This window comes from Hydrogenophaga sp. PML113, assembly GCF_001777155.1.
Taxonomy (GTDB): Bacteria; Pseudomonadota; Gammaproteobacteria; order Burkholderiales; family Burkholderiaceae_C; genus Hydrogenophaga; species Hydrogenophaga borbori.
This window is the reverse complement of record NZ_MIYM01000006.1, coordinates 159,792-179,438: the sequence shown is the minus strand read 5'-3', so window position 1 is coordinate 179,438 and position 19,647 is coordinate 159,792. Positions and strand designations below refer to the sequence as shown.

Genomic DNA, 19,647 nt, shown 5'->3' with positions numbered 1-19,647 from the left:
TGGGTGAGTCCGCTTCTCGCACCGCGAAGGGTTCACATGCCACGCTTTTTCTGCGACGCCGCGCTCGCCCCTGGGGCCGAGCTCGCGCTGCCCCCGGGCGCCGCGCGCCACGTGCAGGTACTGCGCCTGCAGCCGGGCGAGGCCATCACCCTGTTCAATGGGCAGGGCGGCCAGTGGTCGGCGCGCATCGCGCGCATGGGCCGCAGCGAGGTCGCGGTGCGGGTGGAGGCGCACGAGGCGATCGAGCGCGAGGCGGCGCGCGAGCTCACGCTGGCCATTGGCATGCCCGCCAACGAGCGCATGGACTGGCTGGTGGAAAAGGCCACCGAGCTCGGCGTGGCGCGGCTCGCGCCGCTGCACACGCAACACGGCGTGCTGCGCCTGTCGGGCGAGCGGGCGCTGAAGAAGCAGGCGCACTGGCGGGCCATCGCGCAGGCCGCCTGCGAGCAGTGCGGCCGCAACCGCGTACCCACCATCGAACCGGTGCGCGACTTCGCGGCCTTCCTGCGCGAGGCCGCTGGCGCGCGCGTGGTGCTCTCGCTGGCCGAGGGCGGCGCGCCCGCGCCCCAGGCGCTGGGCGGCAAGGCGCCGCTCACGGTGCTGGTCGGCCCCGAAGGCGGCCTGAGCGCCGCCGAGGACGCGCAGGCCCGCGCGGCGGGCTTCGCCCCCACGCACCTGGGCGCGCGCGTGCTGCGCGCCGAGACCGCGGCCCTGGCGGCGCTGACGCTGGCGCTCGCCTGAGCCCGCGACCCGGCTCAGGCCAGCCGGAACACCGCCACCGCCTCGCTGAGGCGCTCGGCCTGCTCCTTCAGGCTCTGGGCGGCGGCCGCGCTCTGCTCCACCAGCGCCGCGTTCTGCTGCGTCATCTGGTCGAGCTGGTTCACCGCCACGTTCACCTGGCCGATCCCCTCGCTCTGCTCCCCCGCCGCCGCCGTGATCTCACCAATGATGTCGCTCACCCGCTGCACCGAGCCCACGATCTCGCTCATCGTCTGCCCCGCATCGGCCACCAGCCGCGAGCCCGCGTCCACTCGCTCCACGCTCGCCCCGATCAAACCCTTGATCTCCTTGGCCGCCTCCGCGCTGCGCTGCGCCAGGTTCCTCACCTCGCCCGCCACCACCGCAAAGCCCCGCCCCTGCTCGCCCGCCCTGGCCGCCTCCACCGCCGCGTTGAGCGCCAGGATGTTCGTCTGGAACGCGATCCCGTCGATCACGCCAATGATGTCGTTGATCTTGCGCGAGCTGTGGTTGATCTCGTCCATCGTCGTGACCACCTGCGAGACCACCGAGCCCCCCCGCGCGGCCACCTCCGCCGCCGTCGCCGCCAGCTGGTTCGCCTGGCGCGCCGAGTCCGCGCTCTGGCGCACCGTGCCCGTCAGCTGCTCCATGCTCGCCGCCGTCTCCTGCAGGTTGCTCGCCGTCTGCTCCGTGCGCGCACTCAGGTCCTGGTTGCCTCGCGCGATCTCGCTGCTCGCCACGCCCAGGCCGCCCACGCCCTGGCGGATCTCGCCCACGATGCGCGCCAGGCCGTCTTGCATGCGCGCGATGCCCGCGAGCACACGCGCCGTCTCGTCGCGGCCCAAGGCCTGCACCCGAGCGGTGAGATCGCCCGCCGCCACGCGCTCGATGGCGCGCGCCGCTTCGTCCAGCGGCCGCGTGATGCGCCCGCTGATCACGTAGCCCAGTCCCAGGGCCAGCCCCAGCACCACCAGCGCGGCCAGCACGGTCGCGCGCATGGCCTGGCGCTGCAGGCGGGCCAGGGCGTCCACCATGCCGTCCACCCGGCCGCTCACGGCCGCGCTGATCTCATTGAAGGCCTCGTCGGCCGCGCGCACGTCGTTCTTCGCCGGCTCCAGGGCCTGGTTGGCGCGCCAGGGGTCGTTGATCTCGCCGCGGTTGATGCCGGTGTGGATGGCGTTCACCGCGTCGCGGTACTGCCCCAGGCCCGCGGCCATGCGGTCCAGCGCCGCCTGCTCCGCCGGCAGCAGCATGGGCCGCAGCTGCGCCAGGCGCGCCAGCCCCGAGGCCACCTGGGCCGTCCAGGCCTGGTGATAGCGCTCCAGCGCCGCCTCGTCGGCCAGGTTGAGGAACAGGTCCTTCTCGAAGCGGCGCATGTTGCCCACGTCGGCGCGCACCTCGCCCAGCGCGCGCAGGGCGCTCACCTCGGTTTGCACCAGCCGCTGGCTGGCCGCGACGGCGCGGTCCAGGCTGACGAAGGCCGACGCGGCCACGGCGAAGATGCCCAGCGCGCACAGCGCGAGCAGCAGCGCCAGCTTGGCGCGAACGGAAATGTGGGACAGCCAGTTCATGGGAAACACCGATCAGGGACAACGCGGCACGCGCGGGTGCCGACCCCCGCTTCTTCGGAGGCGGCCCCCGCATCTTGAGGACCGCCCGTCGCGGCGACGCCTGCCCGGCCGCCGTCATTGGCTTGACACATATGCCATGGCTGCTTTTATTTTCATAGCAATCGGGTCACCCAGGTGTCGTCCGCACGTCAGGCCATTGGCCCCGCCGCCACCGGGGCCGGGGGCCGCGACTGTATAAACGCTCGCTTATGAACCGCAACCTCTGGCTCCTGGCCGCCGCCCAAGGCCTGTTCCTCACCAACAACGTGGTGTTCATCACCATCAACGGGCTGGTGGGCCTGGCGCTGGCGCCGCTGGGCTGGATGGCCACGCTGCCGGTGATGGGCTACGTGGTGGGGGGTGCCCTGAGCACGCCGCTGGTGGCGCGAGCGCAGCGCCGCTTCGGGCGCCAGGCCTCGTTCCAACTCGGCCTGCTGGTGGCCCTGCTGTCGGCGCTGCTGTGCGCCTGGGCCATCTCCCGGGGCTCGTTCGGGCTGCTCATCCTGGGCACGGTGGTGGCGGGCTACTACAGCGCCAACGGCCAGCTCTACCGCTTCGCGGCCGCCGAACTGGCGGCGCCGGCCTTTCGCGAAAAGGCGGTCTCGCTGGTGCTGGCGGGCGGCCTGATCGGCGCCGTGCTGGGCCCCAACCTGGCGGCGCGCACGCGCGGCCTGACCGAGGCGCCCTTCGCCGGCGCCTACCTGGCGCTGACCGTGGTGGCCCTGCTGTCCATGGCGGTGATGGCCTTCGTGCGCTTTCCCCCCGTCCCCGCGCGCGCGGCCGATGCGCCGCAGGGCCGGCCGCTGGGCGAGATCGTGCGCCAGCCGGTGTTCATCGTCGCCGCGCTGGGCGCCGCCTTGGGCTACGGCGTGATGAACCTGCTGATGGCGGCCACGCCGCTGGCCATGCAGGTCTGCGGCCTGCCCTTCGAGGACGTGGCCCTGGTGCTGGAGTGGCACGTGATCGGCATGTTCGCGCCCGGCTTCTTCACCGGCCACCTGATCCGCCGCTTCGGCGTGCTGCCCATCATGGGCGTGGGCGTGGCGCTCAACCTGGCCTGCGTCGCCGTCGCGCTCTCGGGCGTGGACCTGCACCAGTTCCTCATCGCCCTGTTCCTGCTCGGCGTGGGCTGGAACTTCCTCTTCACCGGCAGCACCACGCTGGCGCTGCAGGCCTGGCGGCCGGAGGAAAAGGACCGCGCCCAGGCCGCCATCAACTTCGGCGTGTTCGCCACCATGGCGCTGACCTCCTTCGCCTCGGGCGCGCTGGTCACCACGCAGGGCTGGACCTGGCTCAACCTGGGCTCGCTGCTGCCGGTGGCGCTGCTGGGCCTCTCCCTGCTCTGGCTTGCCCGCCGGCGGGGGGCCGCCCACAATGCCGCCTGACGCGCGGAGCGGTTCCGCGCCCTGGAGCACTACATGGGACTTCTGGATGCAATGCTGGGCGGATCAGGCAACGGCTCGAACGCCGCCGGTGGCTTCGACGCGCAGCAGGTGATGGCGCTGGTGGCGCAGCTGCTGCAGCAATCGGGTGGCATCGAAGGCCTGCTGGCCAAGCTGCAGGCCGGCGGCCTGGGCGAGGCCGCGCAGTCCTGGGTGGGCACGGGCGCCAACCAGCCGGTGTCGGGCGAGCAGCTCGGCGGCGCGCTGGGCCCCGACCTCATGGGCGCGCTGGGCGGCCTGCTCGGCGGCAACGGCCAGCAGGCCTCGTCGGTGCTGGCGCAGGTGCTGCCCGGGCTGATCGACCAGCTCACGCCGCAGGGCCGCGTGCCAGCGGCGGGTGAGGCCGGCAGCAACCCCCTGGACGCGCTCGGCGGCCTGCTGGGCGGCGGCGCCGCAGGGGGCGGTGGCCTGGGCGATCTGGGCGGCCTGCTCGGCGGCCTGATGCGGCGCTGAGGCGCCGCCGCCCGGGGCCGGCCGGAACCAACCCCAGCGGGGCGCTCAGCCCCGCGCGGGCGCCAGGCGGTCCAGCCACTGCCGCAGGGTGTCGAACACCGCGGCGTTGTCGCGCTCGTTGAAGATCTCGTGGTACAGGCCGTCGAAGCGGCGCGCCACCACCATGGGGGCCGGCGCGGCGTTCGCGAAGGCCACGCTGCCGGCCGGGTCCACCAGGTGGTCGTCGCCCGCGAACATCAGCAGAGTGGGCACTGGCCAGCGCGCCGCCGCCGCGCGCACCCGGGGGCCGTTGTCGTCGATGAACCGCGCCAGCCGCGCGCTGATGCGGTCGTGCACGCGCCGGTCGCGCTGGTAGGCCTTCACCACGGCCGGGTCGTGCGAGATCTTCTCCGCGTCCAGCCCATTGCCCAGGGTGGTGTCGGGCGACAGCCGCATCATCAGCCCGATCAACCAGCGCTTGAAGCCCGAGAGCCCGGCGTCCAGCGCGGGCGAGGAGAGCACCAGCGCGTCCACCCGGGCCATGCCGCGCTGCACGAAGGTGGCGCTGACCAGGCCGCCCATGCTGTGGCCGAGCAGGATCAGCGGGCAGGACCAGGGCTCGGCGATGTGGCGCCGCGTGTCGTCCACCATTTCGTGCAGGTCGTCGAGCAGGGCGTCGTCGTCGGGCAATACGCCGGGGGCGCCGCCCGAGTCGCCGTGGCCGCGCTGGTCGTAGGCGCGCACGAAGAAGCCCCATTCGTTGAGACGGTGCGCCAGGTCGTTGTAGCGCCAGGCGTGCTCGCCCAGGCCGTGCACGATGAGCACCACGCCGCGCGGGCGCACGCGCGAAGGCAGGGGCCAGTCGTAGAGCGCGAGGTTGAGTCCGTCGCGGGCGGTGAACGGGGCTTGCGTGGTGTCGCTCATCTCTTCATCGTCCGTCGGCGTTCGCCAAACACGCCGCGCACGGCGTGCGCAACCGAGGAATGCCACGGAACCGGCTGTGCCGAGCCGCAGGCATGGCCCCCTGGAGGGGGTCGCGCGAAGCGCGGCGGGGGTGTTCCATTTCAGGGCATGCGAGCGATGACCTGGGCCACACTGGCGGTGAGCCGGCGCGCGTAGTCCAGGTGCAGGAACTCGTTGGGCCCGTGCGCGTTGCTCTTGGGGCCGAGCACGCCGCAGACCATCATCTGCGCCGTGGGGAAACCCCGGCTGAGCAGGTTCATGAGCGGGATGGTGCCGCCCTGGCCGATGGTGCCGCAGGCGGCGCCGAAGTGCGCCTGCGAGGCGTCCTGCAGGGCGCGCTCGAACCAGTCGGTGGTGGGCGGTGCGTTCCAGCCGCTGGCAGCGCCCTCGCCGGCGAAGGTGACCTTGGCCTGGTAGGGCGCGTTGTCTTCCAGCAGGGCCTTGAGCTCCTGCACGGCGGCGGCGGCGTCCACCAGCGGCGGCAGGCGCAGGCTCAGCTTGAAGGCGGTGTAGGGGCGCAGCACGTTGCCCGCGTCCTTGAGCGCGGGAAAGCCCTCGGCGCCGGTGACGCTCAGCGTGGGGCGCCAGGTGCGGTTGATCAGGGCCTCCACCGGGTCGGTGGTGGTAGGCAGGGCGAACAGGGTGCTGCCGCCGCAGTCGTGGTGGGCCCAGGGGAAGCGCTTGTAGATCTCGTCGCCCAGGATGGCGGCGGTGGCGCGCGCCTGCTCCAGCCGCTCGGCCGGCACCTCGCAGTGGAAGCTGGCGGGCAGCAGGCGGCCGGTGGCGCTGTCCTCCAGCCGGTCCAGCACCTGGCGCATGATGCGAAAGCTCGAGGGCACCAGGCCCGAGGCGTCGCCCGAGTGGATGCCCTCGGTGAGGACCTCGACCTTGAGCACACCGGCGGCCATGCCGCGCAGACTGGTGGTGAGCCAGAGCTGGTCGTAGTTACCAGCGCCGCTGTCCAGGCAGATCACCAGGCCCACGTCGCCCAGGCGCGGCCGCAGGGCGTCCACATAGGGCAGCAGGTCGCCGGAGCCGCTTTCCTCGCAGGTCTCGATGATCCCCACGATGCGCGGATGCGCCGCGCCCTGCGCCTGAATGGCCTGGATCGCTGCCACGCTGGCGTAGACCGCGTAGCCGTCGTCGGCGCCACCGCGGCCATAGAGCTTGCCGTCGTCGATCTTGGGGGTCCAGGGGCCCAGGTCGCTGCGCCAGCCGGTGAACTCGGGCTGCTTGTCCAGGTGGCCATACATCAGCACGGTCTGGCCCGAGGCCGGGGCCGGGGTGCCGTCCTGGCCCGCGCTGGCCGGCAGCTCGAAGAACAGCACCGGCGTGCGCGGGCGGCCGTGCGCGTCGTTCAGGCGCACGATCTCCAGCGTGAGGCCGGGCACGCGCTGCGCGCTCACCCAGTCGGCGGCCGATTGCAGCACACGCTCGAGCAGGCCGTGGGCGGCCCAGTCGGCGTCGAACGCGGGGGATTTGGCCGGGACGGCCACGTAGTCGAGCAGCGCGGGCACGATGCGATCGCGCCAGCTGGCATCGACATGGGATTGCAGGGCCGCCGCGTCGAGCGGCAGCGGCTGGGGCAGGCGGGCGTTCATGGCGATCTCCATCGGGATCGCCCCGGTGTGGGCACGCTGCCCCTCCCAGGTGAACCCTGGGGGGAGTATAGGCAGGAGCGGCGCCGCGCGACGTCGCCGCGCGGCCGTTTCCTCAAGCTGTGGTACGGAAGCGGCCGACCACCAGGGCGAGCTGCTCGGCCTGCTCCTTCAGGCTCTGAGCGGCGGCCGCGCTCTGCTCCACCAGCGCCGCGTTCTGCTGCGTCATCTGGTCGAGCTGGTTCACCGCCACGTTCACCTGGCCGATCCCCTCGCTCTGCTCCCCCGCCGCCGCCGTGATCTCACCAATGATGTCGCTCACCCGCTGCACCGAGCCCACGATCTCGCTCATCGTCTGCCCCGCATCGGCCACCAGCCGCGAGCCCGCGTCCACTCGCTCCACGCTCGCCCCGATCAAACCCTTGATCTCCTTGGCCGCCTCCGCGCTGCGCTGCGCCAGGTTCCTCACCTCGCCCGCCACCACCGCAAAGCCCCGCCCCTGCTCGCCCGCCCTGGCCGCCTCCACCGCCGCGTTGAGCGCCAGGATGTTCGTCTGGAACGCGATCCCGTCGATCACGCCAATGATGTCGTTGATCTTGCGCGAGCTGTGGTTGATCTCGTCCATCGTCGTGACCACCTGCGAGACCACCGAGCCCCCCCGCGCGGCCACCTCCGCCGCCGTCGCCGCCAGCTGGTTCGCCTGGCGCGCCGAGTCCGCGCTCTGGCGCACCGTGCCCGTCAGCTGCTCCATGCTCGCCGCCGTCTCCTGCAGGTTGCTCGCCGTCTGCTCCGTGCGCGCGCTCAGGTCCTGGTTGCCTCGCGCGATCTCGCTGCTCGCCACCTCGATGCCCTGGCTGGACTGGTGCACCTGACCCACCAGCGCGCGCATGGCGTTCTGCATGGTCGCCAGGGCGCCCACCAGGCTGTGCGGGTAGGCGCTCTCGGGCATGGTGCCGGTGAGGTCGCCGTCGGCGATGCGGTGCACGGCCTGGCGCGCGGCGGCCGGGTCACCGCCCAGCTCCTGGCGCAGGGTGCGCACCACCATGAAACCCAGGCCCACGGCCACCGCCACCGCCAGCAGGGCCAGCGACAGCGCGACCACGCGCGCGCGATCGGCGCTGGCGTTCACGGCCGAGTGCGTCTGTGCCGACAGCTCGCGCGAGGCCTTCACCTGCTCCAGCAGCGCGCCGCGCAGCTTGCGCCAGGCGGGCGTCTCTTCGGCATTGAGCGCCGCCACCGCCTCGGCGGCGCTGGTCTTGACCAGCGTCAGCACCTTGTCCTGCGCCTTCGCCTGCTCGGCGCGCAGCCCGGCCAGCGGCGCCAGCGCGGCCTGGGCCGGCGTGCCGCGCGCGGCCTCCAGCGTGCCCTTGTGCGCGGCGTCGAACGCCTCGCGCGCGGCCTCCAGGTTCTTGAAAGCCTGCGGGTTGTTCGGGTCGAGCACGATGTTGCGCAGCGCCTGGCCCATCTGCAGGCCCTGGGCGTACATCTCCTGCACACCGCTGGCCACGGCCTGTTCGGTGTTGATGTACCGGTCGAACTGCGACTGGGTCTGCGTGAGCGACCAGATGCTGCCGCCCAGGCCGGCCACGAACAGCACGGCCGGCGCCACGAAGGCCAGCACGAGGCGTTGGTTGAAGTTCATGGCGGGCCTCTTACGCCGCGACGCGGAACACCTGAACCGCGGCGGCCAGACGGCCGGCCTGCTCGCGCAGGCTTTCGGCCGCGGCCGCGCTCTGCTCCACCAGGGCCGCGTTCTGCTGCGTCATCTGGTCCAGCTGGCCCACGGCGGTGTTCACCTGACCGATGCCGTCGCTCTGCTCTTGCGCGGCCGTGGTGATGTCGGTGACGAAGGCCGAGATCTTCTGCGCGTTGTCCACGATCTCGCCAATGGTGCTGCCGGCCTGCGCCACGAGCTGCGTGCCGGTCTGCACCTTGTCCACGCTGTCACCGATGAGGGACTTGATCTCTTTCGCCGCCTCGGCGCTGCGCTGCGCCAGGCTGCGCACCTCGGCCGCCACCACCGCGAAGCCGCGGCCCTGTTCGCCCGCGCGCGCCGCTTCCACGGCGGCGTTGAGCGCCAGGATGTTGGTCTGGAAGGCAATGCCGTCGATGACGCCGATGATGTCGCCGATCTTCTGGCTGCTGGATTGGATCTCCTGCATGGTGGTGACCACCTGGCCCACCACCTCGCCGCCGCGCGCGGCCACTTCGGCGTTGGCCGCCGCCATGGCGCTGGCCTGGCGCGCGGCGTCGGCGCTCTGGCGCACGGTGCCGCTGAGCTGCTCCATGCTGGCCGCCGTCTGCTGCAGGTTGCTGGCGGTCTGTTCGGTGCGCGAGCTCAGGTCTTGGTTGCCGGTGGCGATTTCCTGCGAGGCGGTGCCGATGCTGTCGCTGCTGAGGCGCACGTCACCGACGATGCGCGACAGCGAGGTCTGCATGCGGCCCAGCGAGCGCAGCAGCTCGGCGAGTTCGTCGCGGCCCGCGGCCTGCACCGGGCGCGTCAGATCGCCCTCGGCGATGGCGTCGGCCAGGTGGCGCGCCTGGTCCACGGGCGCGCAGATGCTGTGCATGTTGGCCAGGGTGGTGGGTACCACCACCAGCGCGGCCAGCGCCAGCGCGACGCCGAAGATCCACAGGGTCTGCTGGCTCGCCGCCTTGCCGCGCGCGCTCAGACCGGCCACGTCCTCGCCCATCACCTGCTCCACCTGGGTGAGCAGTTCCGACAGGGCCTTGTGCTGCTCGTGCGCGCGCCCGAGCATGCGGTTGGCGATGGTGGCCGTTTCATAGCCGCCGCTCTCCAGCTGGTGCGACACCGGCTCGATCGCGGCCATGTAGGCCTTCAGGCGCTCCTGCGCCTGGGTCACCAGCGCGTCGCGCGAGGCGTCGCGGCCGGAGAGCAGGCTGTCCATGGTCACGGCCGTCTTGTCGGCTTCGGTCTTCCAGCGCGCCTTGGCCGCGACCACCAGGTCGGGCTTCTCGTAGGCAATGATCATGTCCTTCTCATGGCGCGTCATCGCGCCCATGGAGGCCTTGAGCTGCGAGAGCACGAGCGTTTCCTGGTACGCGCGCTCGGTGAACTCGGTGGCCACATGCGAGAGGCGCCACATGCCCCAGAGGCCGGCGCCGCCGACGGCGCCCAGAAGGGCCAGCACCACGGCGATGGCGCCGATCATGCGCTGGCGCACGGTGAATTGCCGCATGAATGCTTGCATGTCTGTCTCTCCTTGGTCTTCTGGTTGTCTGGTCGGCCGCTTCAGTGCGCGAGGCGGAACACCTGCACCACTTCCGTCAGCCGGCCGGCCTGATCGCGCAGGCTCTGGGCGGCGGCCGCGCTCTGCTCCACCAGCGCCGCGTTCTGCTGCGTCATCTGGTCCAGCTGGTTCACCGCCACGTTCACCTGACCGATCCCCTCGCTCTGCTCACCCGCCGCCGCCGTGATCTCACCAATGATGTCGCTCACCCGCTGCACCGAGCCCACGATCTCGCTCATCGTCTGCCCCGCATCGGCCACCAGCCGCGAGCCCGCGTCCACTCGCTCCACGCTCGCCCCGATCAAACCCTTGATCTCCTTGGCCGCCTCCGCGCTGCGCTGCGCCAGGTTCCTCACCTCGCCCGCCACCACCGCAAAGCCCCGCCCCTGCTCGCCCGCCCTGGCCGCCTCCACCGCCGCGTTGAGCGCCAGGATGTTCGTCTGGAACGCGATCCCGTCGATCACGCCAATGATGTCGTTGATCTTGCGCGAGCTGTGGTTGATCTCGTCCATCGTCGTGACCACCTGCGAGACCACCGAGCCCCCCCGCGCGGCCACCTCCGCCGCCGTCGCCGCCAGCTGGTTCGCCTGGCGCGCCGAGTCCGCGCTCTGGCGCACCGTGCCCGTCAGCTGCTCCATGCTCGCCGCCGTCTCCTGCAGGTTGCTCGCCGTCTGCTCCGTGCGCGCACTCAGGTCCTGGTTGCCCGTGGCGATTTCCTGCGAGGCGGTGTTGATGCTGTCCGCCGCCGTGCGCAGCTGGCGCATCATGTCCAGGAAGCGCTGGCGCATGGCCTCGACCTCGGTCACCAGCGTGCCGAGCTCGTCGCGCCGCGTGGTGTGGAAGGCCTGCGTGAGGTCGCCCTGGGACACGGTGGTCACGGCGTTGGTGAGCTCGCGCAGCGGCGCGCTCACGCTGCGGCGGATCAGCACGAACAGTCCGCCGCCGAGCAGCAGGGTCGTGAGCAGCAACAGGCCCCAGAACAGGTACATCATGCGCCAGTGCGAGGCCATGGCCTCGTCGTCGGACACCTCGGCGATGACCCACCAGCCGCTGGCGCTGGTGTCTCGCTTGACCGCCCAGGGCCGGGCGATCTGCGGGTTCAGCAGGGCGCTGGCGTGGCGCACGAACACGTCCTGACCCGCGCGCATTTCGTCCAGCATGGGGCCGGCCTCGGGGTTCACCTCCAGCACCTTCTTGCCCGCCAGCGCGGGCGGCGAGACGAACAAGGCCTCGGCATTGGCCGCGCGCGGATCGATGATCAGCGTGCCCCCCGACTGGAAGTAGGTGGCGTCGGTCACGAGCTTGTCCAGCGAGGCCTGGAAGTCGCGGATGTCGAAGCCGATGAACAGGATGCCGACCACCTGGCCGGCGGCGTCCTTCACGGGCTCGTAGTGCGCCATGTAGGCGGTGCCGAAAAGCACGTCGCGGCCGGTGAAGGGCTTGCCCTGCAGCATCAGCGGGTACGCCGGGTGGTTGCGCGCCAGCGTGGTGCCGACGGCACGTTCACCGTTCTCCTTCTTCTGCGAGGTGCTGATCCGCTCGAAGTCGTCGCCCTTGCGCATGAAGATGGTGGCCACGCCGCCGTTGGCCAGGTGGAAGGAGTCGGCCTCGCTGTGGTCGCCGTTGAGCAGCATGCCCCAGCTCTTGAGCATGCCGTTGGCGACGTCGAGCTCGAAATGCTCGGCGAATTTCTTGCGATAGGGCTGGTAGGCCCGCTCGGTCATCATGCGCGCCGTCGCGTCGAAGGCGTCGACCGAGTCGGCCAGGGCCGCGGCTTTGTCGCCGGCGGCGTCGGCCAGGCGCGTGCGCGAATTGCCTTCGACCACGAAGGCCAAACTGATGCTGATGATGGCCAGCGTACCAGCCAGCAGCGCCACGGCCTGCAGGGACAGGCGGCGTGCCACCGAGGCGCCGCTCTTGTTCTCTTGGGTGTTCTTGGCGGGGAACATGGTCTGGTGTCTCCTTCCACGGGATGGCCTCGAGGGCCGGAGTCGGGCTTACTGCAGCGACTGGGCGCCTTCGATCAGGCCCATGTCGGCGCTGGACATGAGGGCCTCGATGTCCATGAGGATCAGCATGCGTTCGCCCACGCTGGCGATGCCGGTGATGAAGCTGGTGTCGACCGAGGCGCTCATCTCGGGCGCCGGCTTGATCAGGTCGCCAGCGAGCTCCAGCACGTCGGACACCGAATCGACCACGGCGCCGACCACGCGGCCGCGCACGTTGAGCACGATGACCACGGTGAAGCCGTTGTATTCGACCTTCTCGCAGCCCAGCTTGATGCGCAGGTCCACCACCGGCACGATCACGCCGCGCAGGTTGACCACGCCCTTGATGAAGCTCGGCGCGTTGGCGATGCGCGTGGGCTCCTCGTAGGAACGGATTTCCTGTACGCGCAGGATGTCGATGCCGTACTCCTCCGCGCCCAGGCGGAAGGTCAGGAACTCCGCGCTGGCGGCGGCCTGGGCGGCGGAGCGCGCGCCGTCTTCGCGGGCGATGTGGGTGGCTTCGTTGCGCATGTCCATGGCTGGCTGTCCTCTTGCAAGAAAGGAATGGGAATAGGGGTGAAGGGACTATCGGCCGAGGCGGCGTGGTCTGAAGTCGGAAAAAGGACGACAAACCCGGGCCTATCGGGCAGCGGCGCGGCCACTTGGCGTCTATCTGAGTACCAAAGCATTCGCCGGATCGCCCTGGCGGCCACCGGGGCGCGCGGCCTCTGCTAACTTCCGGCCATGCCCACCCACCTCGACCCCACCCCCGCCATCGACAGCGACCACCCGGCGATCCGTGCGTTTGCGCACGAACACGCGCGCGGCGACTCGGTGCGCGAACGTTCGGTGGCGCTGTACCTGGCCGTGCGCGACCGGGTCCGCTACGACCCCTACCGCATCGACCTCTCGCCCGCCGGCATGCGCGCCAGCACCACGCTGGGCCTGGGGTATGGCTGGTGCGTGCCCAAGGCGGTGCTGATGGCGGCCGTGGCGCGCGCCGCCGGCATCCCGGCCCGGCTGGGCTTCGCCGACGTCAAGAACCACATGAGCACCGAGAAACTGCGCCGCACCATGGGCAGCGACGTCTTCGTGTGGCACGGCTACACCGAACTCTGGATCGACGGCGCCTGGCGCAAGGCCACGCCGGCCTTCAACCTGTCCCTGTGCGAGAAGTTCGGCCTGCTGCCGCTGGAATTCGACGGCGTGAACGACTCTCTGTACCACCCCTATGACCGGGCCGGCCAACGCCACATGGAGTACGTGAACGAGCGCGGCAGCTTCGACGACCTGCCGCTGGAGCGCATCACCGCCGACTTCGCGGTGATCTACCCGGGCTTCGGCCAGGCCGCGCCCGAAGGCGACTTCGCCGAGGACGCGGCGCGCGAGAACGCCGCGCCCTGAGGCCGCCCTTTACTTTGAGAAGCGGAACACCGCGGTGCTGGCCATCAGGTTGGGCAACACGCGTACCTCGCGGCCTTCGTGCAGGCCGAAGCCATCCTCCACCGTGAGGCCGTTGCGCCGCGCCAGCACCTCGAAGTCGGCGTAGGTGCCGACGCGGATGTTGGGCGTGTCGTACCACTGGTAAGGCAGGCGCTTGGTCACCGGCATGCGGCCCTGCAGCACGGCCAGGCGGTTGGGCCAGTGCGCGAAGTTGGGAAAGGCCACCACGCCGATGCGGCCCACGCGCGCGGTCTCGCGCAGCATGGTCTCGGCGTTGCGCAGGTGCTGCAGGGTGTCGATCTGCAGGACCACGTCGAAAGCGTTGTCGCCGAACATGGTCAGGCCCTCTTCGAGGTTGAGCTGCAGCACGTTGACGCCGCGCTGCAGGCAGGCCTGCACCTCGGCGTCGTCGATCTCCACGCCGTAGCCCGTGCAGCCGCGCGTGGCCTGCAGGTGGGCCAGCATGGCGCCGTCGCCGCAACCCAGGTCGAGCACGCGCGAGCCCGGGGGCACCAAGCGTGCGATGGAGTGAAGCACATGGCGTTCGGTCATGGCGAAACCTCCGCGCCGGGCGCCGCGGCGTGAGCGCCGTCGGGTGGCCGGGCGGCGCCCACCGCGCCCCCACCAACGGTGTGCTGGAAGAAGCTGCGAACGGCCGCGTGGTAGCGCGGGTCGTCGAGCAGGAAGGCGTCGTGGCCGTGCGGCGCGTCGATCTCGCAGTAGCTGACCTCGCGGCGGTTGTCGAGCAGGGCCTTGACGATCTCGCGGCTGCGCGCGGGGGAGAAGCGCCAGTCGGTGCTGAAGCTCACGAGCAGGAACTTGGCCTGCGCGCGCGCCAGCGCGGCCGCCAGCCGGCCACCGTGCTCGCGCGCGGGGTCGAAGTAGTCGAGCGCGCGCGTGATGAGCAGGTAGGTGTTGGCGTCGAAGTACTCGCTGAACTTGTCGCCCTGGTAGCGCAGGTAGCTCTCGATCTGGAACTCCACGTCCTGGGTCGTGTAGCGGTAGGCCAACTCGGCCACGCCTGCCGGGTCCTCGCCGTCGGCGGCGCGCAGCGCACGGCCGAACTTCTCGTTCATCACGTCGTCGCTGAGGTAGGTGATGTGGCCGATCATGCGGGCGATGCGCAGGCCACGACGCGGCAGGGTGCCGTGGCGCTGGTAGTGGCCGCCGTGGAAATCCGGGTCGGTCACGATGGCGCGGCGCGCCACCTCGTTGAACGCGATGTTCTCGGCCGTGAGGTTGGGCGCGCTGGCCACCACCACGGCGTGGCGCACGCGCTGCGGGTGCTGCAGCGTCCAGGCCAGTGCCTGCATGCCACCCAGGCTGCCCCCCATCACGGCGGCCAGGGTGTCGATGCCCATGGCGTCGAGCAGGCGGGCCTGCGCCTCCACCCAGTCCTCCACCGTGACGACGGGAAAGTCCGCGCCCCAGGCCTGGCCGGTGGCCGGGTTGGTGTGCGTGGGCCCGGTGGAGCCGAAACACGAGCCCAGGTTGTTGACGCCGATGACGAAAAAGCGGTCGGTATCTACGGGTTTACCCGGACCAATCATGTTGTTCCACCAGCCCTCGCTGCGCGCGAGCGGCTGGCCGCTGGCGTCGGCGTGCCAGCCAGCGACGTGGTGCGAGGCGTTCAGCGCGTGGCAGACCAGCACGGCATTGGAATTGTCGGCGTTGAGGCTGCCGTAGGTCTCGACCACCAGCTCGTAGGCCGGCAGCACGGCCCCGCTGCGCAGGGCAAGCGGCTGGTCGAAGCGGTAGGTGACGGGGGTGACGATCAAGCTCGTTCCCTGCTCGCGCAGGGCCTGGAAACAGAAAACCCGGTGAGCCAAAAGGCAGACCGGGCATCTCCGAGCTCCCTTTAGCGGCATTTGTTGAGCGCCCGCAATCCGGATCAAATCGGCGCTGGACGGCAGTATACGCGCCCGGCATGTTGTAACCACGCATCGGCAGGGGGTTTGACTTGCATCCTCCGGAAATTTGTCACCGACTTTCCGACGATCGGCGCATAATGCCTTGGCGTGCCGCCAGATCGGCCGCATGTCAAGTGATCGGTTGGTTTCGTGCGCTGCATTCCTGTGCCGGACGACGGGGCTCCATCGCTTCTTACCTTGTGTTTTAGGAGTCCCTCGAATGGGCAACAAACTTTATGTCGGCAACCTGCCGTACACGGTGCGCGACGAAGACCTGCAACAGGCCTTCTCGGCTTACGGTGCTGTCAACAGCGCCAAAGTCATGATGGAGCGCGAGACCGGCCGCTCCAAGGGCTTCGGCTTTGTCGAGATGGGCAGCGACGCTGAGGCGCAGTCGGCCATTCAGGGCATGAACGGCCAGTCGCTCGGCGGCCGCAGCCTGGTGGTCAACGAAGCGCGCCCGATGGAGCCGCGTCCCCCGCGCAGCGGTGGCGGCGGCTTCGGCGGCGGCCGTCGCGAAGGCGGCTTCGGTGGTGGCGGCCAAGACGGCGGCTTCCGCAGCCCCTACGGCGGTGGTGGTCGTCGCGACGGCGGCGGTGGCCGCGGCGGCTACTGATCCCCGAGCGAGCGAACCCCGCTCACCGGCAAACCCCGCGACGACCTCGCGGGGTTTTTGTTTTTCAGCGCCCTTCGCCCGCGCGGTGCTTGCGCGGGCGACCCTGCAAGGCGCGGTCGAACCAGGCGTTGGGCAGCAGGCGCAGCAGCTTGGCGAGCACGCCCATCTGCCAGGGAATGACGCGGTAGCTGACGCCCTCGGCGATGGCCCGAAAAGCGCGCTCGGCGAAGGCCTCGGGCGTCATGAGAAAGGGCATGGGGTAGCGGTTCTCGCGCGTGAGCGGCGTGTCCACGTAGCCGGGCAGCAGGGTCACCACCGCCACCCCGCTGCCGCGCAGCTCGCCGCGCAGGCTCTCGCAGTAGCTCACGACGGCGGCTTTGCTGCCGCAGTAGGCGCCGTGCCCCGGCAGGCCGCGGATGGCGGCCACGCTGGCGATGCCCACGAGCGCCCCGCTGCCGCGCGCGCGCATGGCCCGCACGAAGGGGTGGAAGGTGGCGGCCATGCCCACGTTGTTGGTGGCGAAGGTGCGGCTCAGCACGTCCAGGTCGTCGCGCTCGCCGGTGTCCATGCCCACGCTGATACCGGCGTTGGCGATCACCACGTCCGGCAGGCCCTGTGCCGCCAGACAGGCCTGGCCGGCGGCCACGATGCTGTCGGTCTGCGCGACGTCGGCGCCGTAGACGCGGCAACGCTCGGCCCCGTATCCCTGGGCGTCGGCCCAGGCCTGCAATTCGGCGGTGCGGCGCGCCACCAGGGCGAGGCGGTAGCCGGCCCGGGCGAAGCGCGCGGCCAGCGCCTGGCCGATGCCGCTCGAGGCGCCGGTGATGAAGACCAGGGGAGCGGCGTTGGCGGGCGTCATGGCGGGGTCCGGGGCAGGAGCTGGACGCGCACGCGCCCGCGGAAGTCGGCGATCTGCTGATCGCCGCGGTAGTCCAGGGTCTGCGCGGTGATGCGGTCGCCGTTGCGCAGCAGCTCGACCGGGTGGTCCGAGGTCACGCGCTCGACCGGCTCGAGCTCCACGCGCAGGAAGTCGCCGCGAAACTCCAGTCGCGGCAGGGGATCGCCGGCCTGGGACTTGCCCCCTTCGCGCACCACCACCGCGTCGCCCTCCAGCACGAAGACGGTGTTGTCGGCGTTCGTGGTCACGCGGTGCGCGGTGGCGCGCATCACGGCGCCCGACTCGGCCAGGTTGCGGATGCGCGCGTTGTCGATCTCCACCCGGTCGTCGTCGGGATGGTGGCGGGCTTCATCGCCCACCACCTCGGCCCGCAGCTGGCCGGCCAGGTCGAAGGACTTCACCGAGAAGCGGCGCATGAAGTAGTCGGGCTCGCCGCTCACCGGCCGCTCGGGCTGCGGCTCGGGCGCGGGGGGCGTGGCGCGCAGCAACCAGTACGAGGCCAGCGCCAGCAGGCCCATGAGCATGATGGGCAGGTAGATGGACAGCCGGTCCCACCACGGAGCGGGGCGCCGGCGCGGCGCGGGCGGCGCGCTGCGGTCCAGGCCCGGGATGAGGTCAAAATCGTCGTCGGCGCTCACCGGGCGGCGGCCTCGAGCTCGGCCGCGTAGGCGCCACGCGCCATGAGCAGCAGGTCGCAGAACTCGCGCGCGGCGCCTTCACCGGCGGCGCGGCGCGTGACGTGATGAGCGATCGCGCGCACCTCGTCGTGTGCGGCCGGTGGCGCGGCGGCCAGGGCGGCGCGACGCAGCAGGGGCAGATCGGGCCAGTCGTCGCCCATGGCCGCGGCGGCCTCCCAGCCCAGGCCCAGCTCGGCCAGGATGGATTCGGCGGCGGGCGCCTTGTCTTCGGTGCCCAAGCGCAAGTGGGTGACGCCGAGCGCGGACAGGCGCTGGCGCAGGGGTTTGCCGTCGCGCCCGCTGACCACGGCGGGCGTGATGCCGTGGCGTTGCAGCAGCTTCAGGCCGTGGCCGTCGAGCGTGTGGAAGCGCTTGAGCGTTTCGCCCGATTCGCCGAAGTACAGGCCACCATCGGTGAGCACGCCGTCGACGTCGAAGAAGGCCACGCGCACGGGCTGGGCGCGCAGCAGCAGCTCGGGGGAAAACAGCAACACCGGCGCCATCAGATCACCTTCGCGCGCATGAGGTCGTTGCTGTTGAGCGCGCCGACGAGGCGGCCGGCCTCGTCCACCACCAGCAGGCTGGTGATGCTGTGCGCCTCCATGAGTTCGGCGGCCTCCACCGCCAGGGCGTCCTCGCGCACGGTGCGCGGTCCGGCGTGCATGACCTCGCGCGCGCTGAGCGCGCGCAGGTCGGCACCGCTGCCCGCGCGCTCGATCAGGCGGCGCAGGTCGCCGTCGGTGAAGACGCCGACGGCGCGCTCGCCGTCGACGATGGCGCTCATGCCCAGGCCCTTGGCGCTGATCTCGCGCATGAGGTCCATCAGCGGCGCCTCAGGCACCACGCGCGGCACGGCTTCGCCTCGGCGCATCACGTCGCCCACGTGCGTGAGCAGCTTGCGGCCCAGCGCGCCGCCCGGGTGCGAGCGCGCGAAGTCGTCGGCGCGAAAGCCGCGCGCGTCGAGCAGCGAGACCGCCAGCGCATCGCCCAGCGCGAGCTGGGCCGTGGTACTGGCCGTGGGCGCGAGGTTGTGCGGGCAGGCTTCCTTGTCGACCGAGGTGTCGAGCACCACGTCGGCGTGGCGCCCCAGCGTGGACGCCGCGCGGCCGGTGAGCGCCACCAGCGGCACGCCCATGCGCTTGATCAGCGGCAGGATGGCGGTGAGCTCCTCGCTCTCGCCGCTGTTGCTGATCGCCAGCACCAGGTCGTGGGCGGTGATCATGCCCAGGTCGCCATGGCTGGCCTCGGCGGGGTGCACGAACATGGCGGGCGTGCCGGTGGAGGCCAGGGTGGCGGCGATCTTGCGACCGATGTGGCCGCTTTTGCCCATGCCCATCACGACCACGCGGCCGGTGCAGGCGAACATGCGCCGCACGGCATCGGCGAAGCGGTCGTCGACGCGCCCGGCCAGGGCCGCGACGGCGGAGGCCTCGATGGCCAGGGTGTCGCGCGCGAGGCGCTGGGCGCGTTCGGGGTCGACGGCGGGGGCGGCGGGCATCGAGGGATTATCGCGTCGTCTCCGATAATCCCCGGCATGGACACCGCCGCCTACCTGCGTTCGCACATCCGCACCGTGCCCGACTGGCCCGCCCCGGGCGTGATGTTTCGCGACATCACCCCGCTGCTGCAGGACCCCAAGGTGTTTCGCGTGCTCATCGACACCTTCGTGCACCGCTACATGGACCCGGCCCTGCGCCCGACCGTGGTGGCGGGCCTGGACGCGCGCGGCTTCATCATCGGCTCGGTGCTGGCCTACGAGCTGGGCGTGGGCTTCGTGCCCATCCGCAAGAAGGGCAAGCTGCCCTTCAACACGGTGGAAGAGACCTACGAGCTGGAATACGGCAGCGCCACGGTGGAGCTGCACACCGACGCCGTGAAAGCCGGCGACCGCGTGCTGCTGATCGACGACCTGATCGCCACCGGCGGCACCATGATGGCCGGCCGCCGCCTGCTGGAGAAGCTGGGCGCCGAGGTGACCGAGGGCGCGGCCATCGTCGACCTGCCGGAACTGGGCGGCTCGGCCAAGCTGCGCGACAGCGGCCTGGCGCTGTTCACGCTGATCGACTTCGCCGGGCACTGAG

At 71.2% G+C, this 19,647-nt stretch carries 19 protein-coding genes and 1 riboswitch; of the genes, 6 read left to right on the top strand and 13 right to left on the bottom strand.

The window, feature by feature from the left end:
* The first annotated feature begins 36 nt into the window (after nt 1-36).
* Entirely contained in the window at nt 37-741 is a 705-nt protein-coding gene (locus BHU06_RS13565) for a 16S rRNA (uracil(1498)-N(3))-methyltransferase (RefSeq protein WP_070399715.1), read from the top strand.
* Nucleotides 742-755: 14 nt separating this feature from the next.
* Here BHU06_RS13565 and BHU06_RS23135 read toward each other — a convergent pair whose 3' ends face one another.
* The gene (locus BHU06_RS23135; protein WP_070399714.1) at nt 756-2,309 is read right to left on the bottom strand and encodes a methyl-accepting chemotaxis protein; all 1,554 of its coding nucleotides are present in this window, start codon (nt 2,307-2,309) and stop codon (nt 756-758) included.
* 248 nt (nt 2,310-2,557) lie between these two features.
* Here BHU06_RS23135 and BHU06_RS13555 point away from each other — a divergent pair, with 248 nt between their 5' ends.
* Nucleotides 2,558-3,733 (top strand): MFS transporter, encoded by a 1,176-nt coding sequence (locus BHU06_RS13555; protein ID WP_070399713.1) that lies wholly within the window; start codon nt 2,558-2,560, stop codon nt 3,731-3,733.
* A 33-nt stretch (nt 3,734-3,766) separates the two neighbouring features.
* The gene (locus tag BHU06_RS13550) at nt 3,767-4,243 is read left to right on the top strand and encodes a YidB family protein (RefSeq protein WP_070399712.1); all 477 of its coding nucleotides are present in this window, start codon (nt 3,767-3,769) and stop codon (nt 4,241-4,243) included.
* Nucleotides 4,244-4,288: 45 nt separating this feature from the next.
* Here BHU06_RS13550 and BHU06_RS13545 read toward each other — a convergent pair whose 3' ends face one another.
* The 6 genes from BHU06_RS13545 to BHU06_RS13520 form a co-directional block, all read right to left on the bottom strand.
* Complete coding sequence (locus BHU06_RS13545; protein ID WP_070399711.1) at nt 4,289-5,146, bottom strand: alpha/beta hydrolase; 858 nt, start codon at nt 5,144-5,146, stop codon at nt 4,289-4,291.
* 140 nt (nt 5,147-5,286) lie between these two features.
* Entirely contained in the window at nt 5,287-6,786 is a 1,500-nt protein-coding gene (locus BHU06_RS13540) for a M20 family metallopeptidase (RefSeq protein ID WP_070399710.1), read from the bottom strand.
* 112 nt (nt 6,787-6,898) lie between these two features.
* On the bottom strand, nt 6,899-8,425 hold the full coding sequence (locus tag BHU06_RS13535; protein WP_070399709.1) for a methyl-accepting chemotaxis protein: 1,527 nt from the start codon (nt 8,423-8,425) through the stop codon (nt 6,899-6,901).
* Between the two features lie 10 nt (nt 8,426-8,435).
* Entirely contained in the window at nt 8,436-9,995 is a 1,560-nt protein-coding gene (locus tag BHU06_RS13530; protein WP_070399708.1) for a methyl-accepting chemotaxis protein, read from the bottom strand.
* Nucleotides 9,996-10,036: 41 nt separating this feature from the next.
* Nucleotides 10,037-11,983, bottom strand: a complete 1,947-nt coding sequence (locus BHU06_RS23130; RefSeq protein ID WP_070399707.1) for a methyl-accepting chemotaxis protein — start codon at nt 11,981-11,983, stop codon at nt 10,037-10,039.
* 48 nt (nt 11,984-12,031) lie between these two features.
* Nucleotides 12,032-12,559: a chemotaxis protein CheW gene (locus tag BHU06_RS13520; protein WP_070399706.1), complete on the bottom strand. Its 528-nt coding sequence runs from the start codon at nt 12,557-12,559 to the stop codon at nt 12,032-12,034.
* Nucleotides 12,560-12,766: 207 nt separating this feature from the next.
* Between BHU06_RS13520 and BHU06_RS13515 the strand changes: the two genes are divergently transcribed.
* Nucleotides 12,767-13,426, top strand: a complete 660-nt coding sequence (locus BHU06_RS13515) for a transglutaminase family protein (protein WP_070399705.1) — start codon at nt 12,767-12,769, stop codon at nt 13,424-13,426.
* Nucleotides 13,427-13,435: 9 nt separating this feature from the next.
* Here the strand turns inward: BHU06_RS13515 and metW are convergent, their stop codons facing one another.
* Nucleotides 13,436-14,017 carry a methionine biosynthesis protein MetW gene (metW, locus tag BHU06_RS13510; protein ID WP_070399704.1) on the bottom strand — a complete coding sequence of 194 codons (582 nt, stop codon included), beginning with the start codon at nt 14,015-14,017 and terminating at the stop codon, nt 13,436-13,438.
* Nucleotides 14,014-15,264, bottom strand: coding sequence for a homoserine O-acetyltransferase (locus BHU06_RS13505; protein WP_254668179.1), 1,251 nt, complete (start codon nt 15,262-15,264; stop codon nt 14,014-14,016). The genes metW and BHU06_RS13505 overlap by 4 nt, the downstream gene beginning before the upstream one ends.
* Before the next feature lie 38 nt (nt 15,265-15,302).
* A riboswitch (SAM riboswitch) is annotated at nt 15,303-15,378 on the bottom strand.
* A gap of 217 nt (nt 15,379-15,595) precedes the next feature.
* Between BHU06_RS13505 and BHU06_RS13500 the strand changes: the two genes are divergently transcribed.
* Nucleotides 15,596-15,991 (top strand): RNA-binding protein, encoded by a 396-nt coding sequence (locus tag BHU06_RS13500; RefSeq protein ID WP_070399703.1) that lies wholly within the window; start codon nt 15,596-15,598, stop codon nt 15,989-15,991.
* 64 nt (nt 15,992-16,055) lie between these two features.
* Here the strand turns inward: BHU06_RS13500 and BHU06_RS13495 are convergent, their stop codons facing one another.
* From BHU06_RS13495 to BHU06_RS13480, 4 genes are read right to left on the bottom strand one after another with little or no spacing between them, the layout of a single operon-like run.
* Nucleotides 16,056-16,850, bottom strand: a complete 795-nt coding sequence (locus tag BHU06_RS13495; RefSeq protein ID WP_070399702.1) for an SDR family oxidoreductase — start codon at nt 16,848-16,850, stop codon at nt 16,056-16,058.
* On the bottom strand, nt 16,847-17,527 hold the full coding sequence (lptC, locus tag BHU06_RS13490; RefSeq protein ID WP_239478211.1) for an LPS export ABC transporter periplasmic protein LptC: 681 nt from the start codon (nt 17,525-17,527) through the stop codon (nt 16,847-16,849). Before lptC ends, BHU06_RS13495 begins: the two co-directional genes overlap by 4 nt.
* A complete protein-coding gene (locus tag BHU06_RS13485) occupies nt 17,524-18,069 on the bottom strand; it encodes an HAD family hydrolase (protein ID WP_070399701.1) in 546 nt (181 codons plus the stop codon). The genes lptC and BHU06_RS13485 overlap by 4 nt, the downstream gene beginning before the upstream one ends.
* Nucleotides 18,069-19,064, bottom strand: a complete 996-nt coding sequence (locus BHU06_RS13480; RefSeq protein ID WP_070399700.1) for an SIS domain-containing protein — start codon at nt 19,062-19,064, stop codon at nt 18,069-18,071. Before BHU06_RS13480 ends, BHU06_RS13485 begins: the two co-directional genes overlap by 1 nt.
* 36 nt (nt 19,065-19,100) lie before the next feature.
* Between BHU06_RS13480 and BHU06_RS13475 the strand changes: the two genes are divergently transcribed.
* Entirely contained in the window at nt 19,101-19,646 is a 546-nt protein-coding gene (locus tag BHU06_RS13475) for an adenine phosphoribosyltransferase (RefSeq protein WP_070399699.1), read from the top strand.
* Nucleotide 19,647 lies beyond the last annotated feature (1 nt).

Bases quoted from the DNA above. Each gene is read 5' to 3' on its own strand.
- BHU06_RS13565 (WP_070399715.1), top strand. From the start codon at position 37: ATGCCACGCTTTTTCTGCGACGCCGCGCTCGCCCCTGGGGCCGAGCTC.
- BHU06_RS23135 (WP_070399714.1), bottom strand. From the start codon at position 2,309: ATGAACTGGCTGTCCCACATTTCCGTTCGCGCCAAGCTGGCGCTGCTG.
- BHU06_RS13555 (WP_070399713.1), top strand. From the start codon at position 2,558: ATGAACCGCAACCTCTGGCTCCTGGCCGCCGCCCAAGGCCTGTTCCTC.
- BHU06_RS13550 (WP_070399712.1), top strand. From the start codon at position 3,767: ATGGGACTTCTGGATGCAATGCTGGGCGGATCAGGCAACGGCTCGAAC.
- BHU06_RS13545 (WP_070399711.1), bottom strand. From the start codon at position 5,146: ATGAGCGACACCACGCAAGCCCCGTTCACCGCCCGCGACGGACTCAAC.
- BHU06_RS13540 (WP_070399710.1), bottom strand. From the start codon at position 6,786: ATGAACGCCCGCCTGCCCCAGCCGCTGCCGCTCGACGCGGCGGCCCTG.
- BHU06_RS13535 (WP_070399709.1), bottom strand. From the start codon at position 8,425: ATGAACTTCAACCAACGCCTCGTGCTGGCCTTCGTGGCGCCGGCCGTG.
- BHU06_RS13530 (WP_070399708.1), bottom strand. From the start codon at position 9,995: ATGCAAGCATTCATGCGGCAATTCACCGTGCGCCAGCGCATGATCGGC.
- BHU06_RS23130 (WP_070399707.1), bottom strand. From the start codon at position 11,983: ATGTTCCCCGCCAAGAACACCCAAGAGAACAAGAGCGGCGCCTCGGTG.
- BHU06_RS13520 (WP_070399706.1), bottom strand. From the start codon at position 12,559: ATGGACATGCGCAACGAAGCCACCCACATCGCCCGCGAAGACGGCGCG.
- BHU06_RS13515 (WP_070399705.1), top strand. From the start codon at position 12,767: ATGCCCACCCACCTCGACCCCACCCCCGCCATCGACAGCGACCACCCG.
- metW (WP_070399704.1), bottom strand. From the start codon at position 14,017: ATGACCGAACGCCATGTGCTTCACTCCATCGCACGCTTGGTGCCCCCG.
- BHU06_RS13500 (WP_070399703.1), top strand. From the start codon at position 15,596: ATGGGCAACAAACTTTATGTCGGCAACCTGCCGTACACGGTGCGCGAC.
- BHU06_RS13495 (WP_070399702.1), bottom strand. From the start codon at position 16,850: ATGACGCCCGCCAACGCCGCTCCCCTGGTCTTCATCACCGGCGCCTCG.
- BHU06_RS13485 (WP_070399701.1), bottom strand. From the start codon at position 18,069: ATGGCGCCGGTGTTGCTGTTTTCCCCCGAGCTGCTGCTGCGCGCCCAG.
- BHU06_RS13480 (WP_070399700.1), bottom strand. From the start codon at position 19,064: ATGCCCGCCGCCCCCGCCGTCGACCCCGAACGCGCCCAGCGCCTCGCG.
- BHU06_RS13475 (WP_070399699.1), top strand. From the start codon at position 19,101: ATGGACACCGCCGCCTACCTGCGTTCGCACATCCGCACCGTGCCCGAC.